This is a genomic window from Candidatus Thermoplasmatota archaeon, assembly GCA_034660695.1.
Taxonomy (GTDB): Archaea; Thermoplasmatota; E2; order UBA202; family DSCA01; genus JAYEJS01.
The window spans coordinates 1-10,568 of record JAYEJS010000054.1; the positions used below are offsets into that span (position 1 = coordinate 1).

A 10,568-nucleotide genomic window follows, 5' to 3' on the forward strand; every position below is an offset into this window, starting at 1 on the left:
GGAAAGCATTGGACGAATGTTGATTATGATTATTATCAGAGCATCAGAACAGAAAGTCAAATGACACTCATTGATTTTGCCAGTCCCATGTGATACGCTTCGGGCTTCAGCCCGGAGTAGTTAACTTGATGGTAACCTTATACAGAGGAGGTAACAAAGTTTCTCTTTATCCATGATTCAAATACCGGATCAGTTAGGTGGTAACCGTCCTTTTTTTCCATAATACCTATACTCATCAAATATTCCAAATATTTTGGTAGAGAACTTAGATTCATACCCATGCTCTTTGCAATTGCAGATGGCCTATTATTGTTTGTTACTGCTATGATAATCTCACCATATCTCGCGGATTTCTCATTGAGTCTCCCTAATGTCTGTCTGAATTCAGAATCAAGATTCCATAGCATTTCCTCATAGCATTTCTTAACATCTCCAAGAGTCACATTCTTTCTACCGTGGGTGTGCATAATAATATGGCCAAGTCTCTGTATGTAGTCTGGAAAACATCCTGTCAACCGTGTATATCCATTGAGAGCCTCTTCTTCAATCCTAAGTCGTTTATTTACGTACTCTCTCACAACATCTTCTGTAAATGCCCCCAACTTTATTGGTGTAAGTTGCCTGTAAAAAGCGGAATCTTTGGAATAAACAAGTTCCGTCATGTAGGTTACGGCTGATGATGAGAGTATATAGAAGACCTTTTCTTGATGCTGGGTTATGGTTCTCAATCGCTTTACCCATTCAACTCCCCACCTGATTGCTATATCTGCGAATTCATCCACCATTAGAACGAAATAAACACCTTTTTCCTTGGCAAGATTTTCTATGTAATTTAATGCGTCATCGAGCAATTCTTGTTGATCTTTTCCTTCCCTAAAGCCAATCCTTATGCTTGCATAGCGTACTATCGATAACTCAGTTTCAGATATCTTGTTTAGAATGTCGGATGCTTTTTGCTTTATCATTTTCTCAATCTTACGACGATACGCCTTATCTCCTGTTTTTTCCACGTATGCCTTCAATGCCATGTCTATCAACTGACGGGAAAGTAGAGCCTTGGACGGCATTCCATAGCAGTCTATAAAAACGGGAATTACGCCCTCAAAATCTAATTTCAAATTTTTCAGCAAGGAAGTCTTTCCAGTACGCCTTAGACCAATGAGTGCTATGTTGTTTCCACCGCCTTTTGGTATCTCACTTAATATGCTACGAATTTTTTTCAACTCCTTCTCTCGATTGACAAAGTATTTGCCTGTCACAGGTCTCCCGTATCTAAAATATTCCATATTTTGATATATTCTGCAGGGAATATATTCTTTTCGGTATATATTATTTACATTCTAGTCAGAATATATTCTTTTCAGCATATATTTTTTGCATTCTCTTGAGAATATATTCTGCAGGGAATACAAAGGAACTGCTAAATGAATTTATAGGAATTTGTTTATTGTCAAGAAGAGATGATTACAAAGATTTGGAGAAATATTTGGAGAAAATAAAAGAAAATTCGTTTTAAGCAAATTGTAAAAGTTTAGGGAATCAGTTATTAAAAATTGTGAATGACCCAATGATCCTTTCATTTACTTTTTGTAAGGTCACAATTCACACAGCACAAATGGTGGTTAGTTATAAGTTTTGTTTAAAAATGAATTGTAAAGGATTTTGCAAAAAAATTCAATGCCATCGCCGAATCTCTCGAATTTATGCAGGATAAAGATTTCATGAAATCTTATAAAAAAGCAAAAGAAGAAATAAAAAATAGAGAGTTTACTGATTGAAATGAGTTATAAGATACTCCCAACTAAATAGAAATAAAAAACTTACCCCTGGTAAGTTACTTACCCCTGGTAAGTAAAAACACGCCTTCCTTAATCATTGGGTCTGCTACCAAATATTTTCTTTCTTTGCTCCTGTTGATAAACCCATATTTTTCCAATTCATGAAGATATTTTGAAACCATTTTGTCATTTATCTTTTTCCCCTCTTGAGCTTCTAAAAATCTTTTAACTTCAACCCATCTTAGTGGGGTTGAAAGTGCTTCTAGTAATTTCAAATATCTTCTCTTCGCTTCCTTTCTAAATTTAAGAAAATGTTCTATTTCTTTTGCAGTAATTTTTCTACCTTCTTTTTTAACTATTTTAAGAGACTTATCTACACCATAGGTGGTTGAATAATATCCAAAAAGGGTAAGCCAACCTATTACTCCATCAAAGATTTCTAAGGCTTTTTCTATATCACCTTTCTTTATTTCTTTTTTATGTTGCTTAAATCCAAGTTGTAAAAATTCCGTTGCGTCTTTTTTTCTTAAGCGATTTAATTTTATTAACCTTTTTGGTCTTCCATAAAGGTCGCTCTCAGCATCTACTCCTATTATTGAATCAAGTATTCCAACTTCTGAACCTGCCAAAACCACAGTAATATGTCTTGTATGCTCAAACAAATGTGCAATAATTCCACTAATATTTCCTGCTTTAAGTCTCTGGGCTTCGTCAATGAATATAACCAATTTAGATTTTCTTTTTTCTAATATTTTGCCTATCTTTTCAAAACTTTTTATTCCTGAGGAAAAAGAAAAGGTTGTTCCCATTCCAAATGGGGCCACCATTATTTCTTTGAGTATGTCTTTGAGTTTTAAATCAATGAAATTTTCTGTAAGTGCTACCACCGAATTTTGTAAAAGAATGTTAAAGATTTCATTTTGTTTTGGAGGAATGACTCTTCCATCGATAAAGGTTTTCGGGTATTTTAATTCATTATATACTACTTTCATTAAACTCGTTTTTCCCATTCTCCTGACTCCTTTGATTACAATAATTCTTTCCCCCTTTTTTATTGAATCATATAATTCCCTGTACTCCTTTTCAAAATTGTACAAATCTTCTTTCTTCTCTTTTGGCTCGGGATCAAAATACATGATATAGTAACAGAAAGTGAGATAAAAAACTTACCCCCGGTAAGTTACTTACCCCTAGTAAGTAACTTTGGCATGATCTATGTCATTATCGAACCAAACATTATCTTGGTTTGTTTATTGTCAAGAAGAGATGATTACAAAGACTTAGTTTCCTACGCAGGCAATTCTTCTTTAATAACTTTCCAGACAATTTCATGGTCAACAACAAAATAGCCGTGAACTAACCTATCTCTCATTTTTGCCATGCTGCTCCAAGGAAGCATCGAATATTTTTTTCTTATGGTTAGAGTCGTATTCTTGGTTGCTTCTCCAATTATTTCCAGCTTTCTTACCACTGCACTCGATGTTTTGTCATCTTGGACAAATTCTTCAAAACCCATATCACCTACAAATTGCTCAATTTTCTCTATAGCATCCAAGATATCTTTTATGAAAAATATATGTTCTCGTTTCATATATAGGCAACCTCCTTTAAGATTCTATCTCTCAATTCTTCCCGAACAGCGGGTTTTCTCACCAAGTCCACCGTCCTGCCCAAAATTTTACTTAAATATTCTTCAATTTCAATGAATTTTAATAGACCCGGAACTTCTTCAAACTCCACCAGTATATCCACGTCGCTTCTCCTTTTCTGCTCGCCTCTCACATAAGAGCCAAATATGCCCATCTTTTTAATTTTGTACCTCTCGTAAAGCTCCTTTTTGTGCTGAGCAAGCATTTTTTCGATATCCATACCTGTATCAAAAGGAGTAGAGATATTTAAGATTGTCTTTAAAATTCATCCCATCAATAATTTCAATCCTCCTTGAGGTGAAGGAGTTAAATAACGAATCAAAAAGATTTCTTGTAAGACTTTCACCACAAGTCATTCATGCAGATAAAGATTTCATGGAATCCTACAAAAAAGCGAAAGAAGAAATAAAAAATAGAGAGTTTGTTGATTGAGATGAATTATAGATATCCACAATCAAATATCAGTGAGGTTTTAACCAGCGATGGCAAAGATTTAAATTGCTTGGCTTGAGAAGAGGGTCGATAGGGTTACGCCGGCAATAGTACGATGTATCGGAATAATATTTAAATGAAGAGATTTTCCGATATATCGGAAATACTTATAAATGTTCGCTGTTTCCGATATATTGTGCACGGTGTGAAAAGGGAAAGGATCCTCAGAGTCCTCATGAATGATTCAGATGGTAGTTTGACTAAATATAAGGTCGCAAAACTTTCCGAGTGTTCAATTAGTTGGGCTATTGAGTTCATGCAGAATCTCGAGAGGGATGGATACATCAAGGGCACGAAGGTAGTAAAACCAGAGGCATTGTTAGAGTACTGGGCCTCAATTGCCCGTAAATCCATTCATTACGAATTCTTCATCCAATCTCCGACAGAACTCCTTCAAAACATAGATCTTGAATACGTCCTAACTACATATCTGGCAGAGAATCTGCTCAACCATTACCTCTTTCCAGCAAGAATCGACATCTACATCCATAAAACTGACCTTCATACTTGGAAAGAAAGGGTCAGTAAGAACGGTCTCTTCGGTAAAGGGAATCTGCGAATGCTTCTCTATGATGAGCATGTCTTCTACAAAAAAAGAAGGGTCGATTCCCTCTGGGTGGCTTCCATTCCGCAGGTGTTAGTAGATCTGAAAATCGAGGGTGGTGTCTGTGAAGAGGCTTACGAGATGATGGTGAAGAAATATGTACGAAAGAAAGGAGATTGAAATATCCCAGAGATACCTCAAAGAGATTATTGATCGTATCGAAGAACCGATTGTCATATTGGGTGGCTGGGCGGTCCGCTTCCTTGTCAACAAGAAGTACAGAACAGTCACTGGCAGAGAATATCTTGGCTCCAGAGATGTTGATCTGGGATTTGAGATGAATAAGTCAGACCTGGAAAAAACACCTTTTGCCCGGGCTTACAGGAAGTTGATAGATGATCTGTCCTTCAGGCCTCTATCTTTCAGGTTGTTCAAGGAGATACATGCGGAAACGGGCGAGGTGTTAGATAGTGAAAGAGCCAAAAAATTACCGCTCTACCAGATATTCCCAATGTATGTGGATCTCGTCGTGGATACCATACCATCAAATTTCAGAGAACATTTCGGATTCACTCCTGTGGATGAACCGCTGTTGGTGTATGTATTCGCAGAGGAAAATAACCGCATTGAGCGAAAAGATCTCGGTAAGATCATATGGATTCCGACACCAGACATATTGCTGGCTATGAAAATAAAGTCATACCCTCAAAGGGACAAAGAGCATAAGAGAGTCAAAGATGCCTGTGATATCGCTGCTTTGTTATTGTTTACTTCATTGCCTAACACGAAAGGATGGTTAAACAAATACCTTAAAAAAGAGAAGATTGTTAGATTCAAAGAGGCCATCACGCAACAGGAGATCGAAAAGGTTGCCGAGATAATCGCAATAGATGTTGATGTTGTTGAGAGTGCTCTATTAAAAATAACGACAGGCTAATCGTGAATATCTACGCCAACATAACTCATAACCTCTTATGTGAAATCATCAACCAAATCATCAACTTATACGAGTACGTAATGTAATCCTCTCCCTTGAGAATATATTCTTTGATATGAATCTCAAAAAGATTTCTTGCAAGACCGCATCGCCGCAACTCATTTTTATGGATAACCATATGAACGAAGTTTTATATATTATATGAGACTGTCCATTTGAAATTAAAAATGTATATTATTTGGCATGATAAGGATTATGACCTTGCAAGATGGGTTTATTTAAACTCTGATTTGTTAAAGACAAAAGAAAGAACTCTATTAAGACCCATTCCAAAGACCAATGCTAAAAATACTATCCTTTCTGTATTTGAAGACAAAACTGATTATCATATTCTTCCCGTAATAAAATATGATACGCCAGATATAATCATTCAGCATATTGACGAGCCTAAAGACACATCAAGAATAATTTTTGTAACTGAATTTATGACACATACACCTCAACATCACCACCCGTTACAAAGGTTTCCAAGAATCTATGGTGCATCTAAATTGATGATACCTGTTGCTTTGGTTCTTCCAAGATCAAAGACAAAGCTAGAACGAAAAAATGGAATTTATAAACCAGTATCTTACAAAACGAATCCTCTTATCTATCATATTTTTCTTAGGACAACAAAAATAAACAAAAATCCAACACTAATTTTTTTATGGCCTGAAGAAGGCGGATACTTAAAATATGACAAAAAGCACCAAACAGCACCATTTATAGATGAGCAGATAGAGAGATGGTTCTACTTCCTCAATAAGTATCTCGGAAATCCAGAGTATGATTATACAAGAGACAAAGAAATAATGAAACAGAAAAAGACAATGATTGAAATAAGTAATTATCAAAATCTAAGCCAAACCGAATTAATTAAAGAATGGAAGCAATTGTACAAACTTAAAACCATTAGAATTATTAAAACTGGAAAGGCGATTAAAGAATTTAGATTAGATGTTGGGAAATTGACCAAAGAGTTTATTGATAATGAGTTTACTTTAATTTTTGAGCCGAAAGGTCTTCATTCACCGTCCACTCCATTTAGAACAGATCCCTATGCTGGAATGCTCTGTGCTTTTGATAATTTATTTTGTAGGGATGAAGAAGGTAATAGAACGGTAAACGTTATTCTGAGAGCAGAGAACATAAATTACAGAAAAGTATCTTTCAGGGAGATTAAACATGATACCAAAAATTGTCCTTTTATATCAATAGAAAATGCACAAAAAATTTCGCTGGAAGAAGTCAAAGAACATTTAGATAACTGTGCGTTTACTTCATCAAAGCAACAGAGGATATATGGGGACATTGCAGATATAATCATTTTTGATGATTATATTTGTTATAAGGAGGATGAAAATGATAGACGAATATGATGTAACATTTGCGGTAAAAGAATGGTTGTCAAAACATGGATGGGTCGTCGTAGCTTTTAATCCGCCAGGATCACAAGGAACATTTACTATTCCTAATCCCGCAAAAGATCCAAGATATCGCGGACAAACTGGTAGTGTATCGCCAGATATTATTGCGATTAAAAATGCTAATTATGTGTTAATAATTGAGTCTAAACCGGCATATAATCAAAAGGATACAGAGAAACTATTGAATCTTTATAAGAATAAAGAGAGAATGAACCTTTTGATAGATCTCTTAGAAAAAGTGTGTCAAGCAAACAATGTGCCATTTAAGAAACCTGCAAAAATAATTCTTGCTAAAGCACACGGTGGACAAAATACTTTAAGAATGGATATGCTAACTTTCTTAGTTTCAACTGACAATAAATGGAATCCTACCAGAATAGATCCAACAATTGATCCATTCAAATTTATGAAAGTTATATTTAGAAAATCAAATAGGGCTATAGGAGAGATAGTAACAAATTAATTATGGCTTCCGAAAAATCAAGATGTAGTTATGATCTACATAATTGCCCCTCCTTTTTATACTCATCCCTGCTTTTTGGCTCATTACCCAAATAAAAATATCCTTTAATTTGAAGCCTTTTTCTAATCCGTAATTTATAAAATAAGATGAAGTGGGTATTATCTCTCCATTCACTCTGTTATCCCCAATTATTACACAAGTATATTTCTTTGGTTTGATAATCCGCCATGCTTCATCAAATGCTTTTTTCATATCCTTTATGTACCTTGAAATACTATTAGTAGATATATCATCTTGTTTTACCTCCCCATATGCATAACCTAAAATCTTATTAGACAATTTAAAGATATTTGAATAATTGATATACCCTAAATAAGGTGGATGAGATATTATTAAATCAATAGAATTATCTTTAATGTCCTTCAAGTTTCTTGCATCTCCACGTTTAATTTCTATCTTAGAATTTGTAGCCAGCCTAATGTAGTCACTCATCGAAGAATTCATTTCATGAATCTTATTTTTAAATTCTAAAAATACATTTAATACGGGTTTGTTTTTATTGACAACGATATGATTTATACATCTTGAATCAATTCTAGATACTTTTCTGACAACGCCTGCTAAAGCAAGCAGATAATAATTTCTCTCTCTTTCAATGGGGATTTCATCAATTTTTGACTTTATATTCATTAAATCTTGAAATACTCTCTCATCAAACCATTTTTTATCTTCTTTGTCCATTCCAAATCTCTTCTTTTCATCAGAAGAAAGATATTTTTCTAGATTTAGTAAAAATTTCTCACTATTTGGCATAAAGGGGGTTGTTTTTACTTTGCATAATAAGATCGAGAGAGGATTGGAATCTATTCCGATTGAATCTCTTTTTAATAAGTTCGATTCTAATAAAACAGTACCACTACCAGCGAAATTTGCTAAAACTAGATCTCTTTCTTTAGAATACAGTTTAATTAGTCTAGAAACTAATTGTGGAATAAGTTTACCGTACCATCTAAAAAAATCGTGGGTTATATAATTAGTTTCATCTAAACGAGTTTGTCTAAAGTCCCATACTGACGATATAAAACTATTATTTTTCATATTCTATCACGATTTCAACATCATTCGAAAGTCTTTTCTGATTCAGATTCAGTTTTTCTTTTATGTGTTTTAAGTATTCCTCCTTTATCTCATATAAAATAGAATTCCTTTTATTTTGAATTGCCATCTTGGTAGTTGTTCCACTTCCACCAAATGGATCCAACACAGTTTCTCCAATAAAGGAATATAGTTTTATGCACCTATGCGGTAACTCATCTGGAAATGGTGCGATATGACCATTTATATTCTCTTTTAATCTTACTCTCCTTATTGTCCATATTTGTTTGGTGAATTCTACATACTCATCTCTCCTTAATCTGCTCGCTTCTTTCATATCTTGTGAAACATGAAAATAATTAGGCCTACTTGGTTTCCTCAAAATATAGATATATTCCATACTGTCGCAAATTAGAGGAGACGGTGGATAAGGTAAAGAGCCATAAAAAAATCCCTTAACAGGAGTTTTATACCAGATTATTCTATCTGCTAACTCAAAACCAACTTCTTGTGCAACTCTCTCCAACTCCGCACCAAGAGGAATCCATCTTACTCCTGATTCTCCTTTCTCTGGTAAGTCAGATATATTCAAACAGAATTTTCTACCAGGTTTTAAAACTCTAAAACATTCCTTAAATGTTTTTTTCATATCTTCTAAATATACTTGTAAATTTGGCCATTGGGAATATATTTTTGCATTGAAATAAGGTGGTGAAGTAACAATTAAGTGGATAGAATTATCTTTAACAGATTTCATATTTCTACTATCGCCGATAATAATTCTATGTTTAGTGTGATTTAATTCGAGTTTATTCCAATGTTTTTCTATCATTTCCTTTTCTTCTAGTGCTTTTCTCTCTCGTTCTATTTTATTTAGATAACTATTCATTTTTTGCCTCTTCTTTACTGCTTAATTCTCTTAATTTTTCATAAACTGCATTATTAACAAATGCTGACAAAGAGGGATACCTATATTTATTCCCATTTTTATCTAACCAGTTTTGCACTTCTTTCAGAAGTTTATCGTCGATTCGCACAGTTGCCATATTCTATCACCTGTTACGTTTTGTAACTATACGTTACCTAATGTTACAGGAATATTTAAGATTTTCTATCATTTAATATTGTCAAATTTCTAGTGATTTTTGATTTCCAATTCTTTTCGTTCTATTCGATATTTTCTAGATGCCCAATATCACTAAACTACTTCAGAAAGCAGTTCTTCTAACGAATCTGGAATAAGATAATAATCTCTCGGTGTAATTAGCGAATATTTATTCCAATAAAAAATATTTTTGACATAAGATAGTGCTTCTCTCGAAGCATTAGAATATCTATCATTTTTCCTAATTACTCTTCGAATGTGGCTTGCTGCAAAATCTGCCAATTCAAATCCAGGGTGATGTTTTTTATGTACAACGAAAAATGTTTTTGCATATGGTTTGGTATATTTTCTACACTTTGAATCAAGTTTTTTATATAAATCTCTATTTTTCTTATTTAACTCCCAATATGAATCAAAGTGTATACAAAGATAGCGCTCCGTAGTTTTTCTAAGACCCATAGTAAATCTTGCTTGATAAACTGACTGGCGAATTATTGCTGCACATCCAGATAGATATGTCCCTTGCTTTTCCCTATACAATGATACGGAGTCAGTAAACGCAGTGACAGCGGTTAAGCCAACAGGTTTTATCTTTTTAGGTTCAGATGAATCCGCTCCTAAAGCTTTGGCGAGTGCAATTTGTTGATTGCAAGTATTTTTACGTACGTGAAATCGGAAATCAGCATCCAAAGATTTCTTACTTGAATTCTTTAATGAAGTATTATAAATCTTACGCGCTTCTTTGATGATTGATGCCGCTATCTGAGTATTAGAGAGTACAACAGCACCCATAGTAAATGGTTTAGGTTGGCCCCGGTTAAGACATGGGTTTCCAGCTTCATCAATAAATACGTGAGTCTCTAACACCGATGTCCAATGTCAAACCGATATATCTTTATTACGCTTTCATAGACTATGTGTAAAAAGTATGAATGCTTTCTACTCAGGCTCTAAACCAAGCCTTCGACAGTCTTCCTTGGTCAAAATAACCTTCATCACATAGACCTTTGCTTTAAATTTTTCGAGAAGATCTACA

The 10,568-nt window shown here is 34.2% G+C and carries 13 protein-coding genes; 5 read left to right on the top strand and 8 right to left on the bottom strand.

Annotated features, from left to right (window positions below; translation table 11 throughout):
* Positions 1–137: 137 nt before the first annotated feature.
* The 4 genes from U9O96_02625 to U9O96_02640 all read right to left on the bottom strand — a co-directional run bounded on the left by U9O96_02625 (position 138) and on the right by U9O96_02640 (position 3,647).
* Positions 138–1,286, bottom strand: coding sequence for an ATP-binding protein (locus U9O96_02625; GenBank protein ID MEA2054002.1), 1,149 nt, complete (start codon positions 1,284–1,286; stop codon positions 138–140).
* Between the two features lie 548 nt (positions 1,287–1,834).
* Positions 1,835–2,914: an ATP-binding protein gene (locus U9O96_02630; GenBank protein ID MEA2054003.1), complete on the bottom strand. Its 1,080-nt coding sequence runs from the start codon at positions 2,912–2,914 to the stop codon at positions 1,835–1,837.
* Positions 2,915–3,066: 152 nt separating this feature from the next.
* Entirely contained in the window at positions 3,067–3,369 is a 303-nt protein-coding gene (locus U9O96_02635) for a DUF86 domain-containing protein (protein ID MEA2054004.1), read from the bottom strand.
* Complete coding sequence (locus tag U9O96_02640) at positions 3,366–3,647, bottom strand: nucleotidyltransferase family protein (GenBank protein MEA2054005.1); 282 nt, start codon at positions 3,645–3,647, stop codon at positions 3,366–3,368. Before U9O96_02640 ends, U9O96_02635 begins: the two co-directional genes overlap by 4 nt.
* Before the next feature lie 32 nt (positions 3,648–3,679).
* On the opposite strand from U9O96_02640, the gene U9O96_02645 reads away from it, so the two are divergent.
* The 5 genes from U9O96_02645 to U9O96_02665 all read left to right on the top strand — a co-directional run bounded on the left by U9O96_02645 (position 3,680) and on the right by U9O96_02665 (position 7,332).
* Positions 3,680–3,859 carry a hypothetical protein gene (locus U9O96_02645; GenBank protein MEA2054006.1) on the top strand — a complete coding sequence of 60 codons (180 nt, stop codon included), beginning with the start codon at positions 3,680–3,682 and terminating at the stop codon, positions 3,857–3,859.
* Between the two features lie 196 nt (positions 3,860–4,055).
* Entirely contained in the window at positions 4,056–4,643 is a 588-nt protein-coding gene (locus U9O96_02650) for a hypothetical protein (GenBank protein MEA2054007.1), read from the top strand.
* A complete protein-coding gene (locus U9O96_02655) occupies positions 4,621–5,400 on the top strand; it encodes a hypothetical protein (GenBank protein MEA2054008.1) in 780 nt (259 codons plus the stop codon). Before U9O96_02650 ends, U9O96_02655 begins: the two co-directional genes overlap by 23 nt.
* 215 nt (positions 5,401–5,615) lie before the next feature.
* Positions 5,616–6,821 (top strand): hypothetical protein, encoded by a 1,206-nt coding sequence (locus tag U9O96_02660; protein MEA2054009.1) that lies wholly within the window; start codon positions 5,616–5,618, stop codon positions 6,819–6,821.
* Positions 6,805–7,332, top strand: coding sequence for a hypothetical protein (locus U9O96_02665; GenBank protein ID MEA2054010.1), 528 nt, complete (start codon positions 6,805–6,807; stop codon positions 7,330–7,332). Before U9O96_02660 ends, U9O96_02665 begins: the two co-directional genes overlap by 17 nt.
* On the opposite strand, the gene U9O96_02670 is transcribed toward U9O96_02665, so the two are convergent.
* From U9O96_02670 to U9O96_02685, 4 genes are all read right to left on the bottom strand, one after another.
* Positions 7,333–8,430: a DNA methyltransferase gene (locus U9O96_02670; protein ID MEA2054011.1), complete on the bottom strand. Its 1,098-nt coding sequence runs from the start codon at positions 8,428–8,430 to the stop codon at positions 7,333–7,335.
* Entirely contained in the window at positions 8,420–9,316 is an 897-nt protein-coding gene (locus tag U9O96_02675; protein ID MEA2054012.1) for a site-specific DNA-methyltransferase, read from the bottom strand. Before U9O96_02675 ends, U9O96_02670 begins: the two co-directional genes overlap by 11 nt.
* Positions 9,309–9,473, bottom strand: coding sequence for a hypothetical protein (locus U9O96_02680; protein ID MEA2054013.1), 165 nt, complete (start codon positions 9,471–9,473; stop codon positions 9,309–9,311). Before U9O96_02680 ends, U9O96_02675 begins: the two co-directional genes overlap by 8 nt.
* 152 nt (positions 9,474–9,625) lie before the next feature.
* Positions 9,626–10,399 (bottom strand): DUF3800 domain-containing protein, encoded by a 774-nt coding sequence (locus U9O96_02685; GenBank protein MEA2054014.1) that lies wholly within the window; start codon positions 10,397–10,399, stop codon positions 9,626–9,628.
* Between the last annotated feature and the right edge of the window lie 169 nt (positions 10,400–10,568).

Coding starts and splice junctions, on each gene's coding strand:
- U9O96_02675 (MEA2054012.1), bottom strand. CDS start 9,316: ATGAATAGTTATCTAAATAAAATAGAACGAGAGAGAAAAGCACTAGAA.
- U9O96_02665 (MEA2054010.1), top strand. CDS start 6,805: ATGATAGACGAATATGATGTAACATTTGCGGTAAAAGAATGGTTGTCA.
- U9O96_02670 (MEA2054011.1), bottom strand. CDS start 8,430: ATGAAAAATAATAGTTTTATATCGTCAGTATGGGACTTTAGACAAACT.
- U9O96_02640 (MEA2054005.1), bottom strand. CDS start 3,647: ATGGATATCGAAAAAATGCTTGCTCAGCACAAAAAGGAGCTTTACGAG.
- U9O96_02680 (MEA2054013.1), bottom strand. CDS start 9,473: ATGGCAACTGTGCGAATCGACGATAAACTTCTGAAAGAAGTGCAAAAC.
- U9O96_02630 (MEA2054003.1), bottom strand. CDS start 2,914: ATGTATTTTGATCCCGAGCCAAAAGAGAAGAAAGAAGATTTGTACAAT.
- U9O96_02655 (MEA2054008.1), top strand. CDS start 4,621: ATGTACGAAAGAAAGGAGATTGAAATATCCCAGAGATACCTCAAAGAG.
- U9O96_02625 (MEA2054002.1), bottom strand. CDS start 1,286: ATGGAATATTTTAGATACGGGAGACCTGTGACAGGCAAATACTTTGTC.
- U9O96_02635 (MEA2054004.1), bottom strand. CDS start 3,369: ATGAAACGAGAACATATATTTTTCATAAAAGATATCTTGGATGCTATA.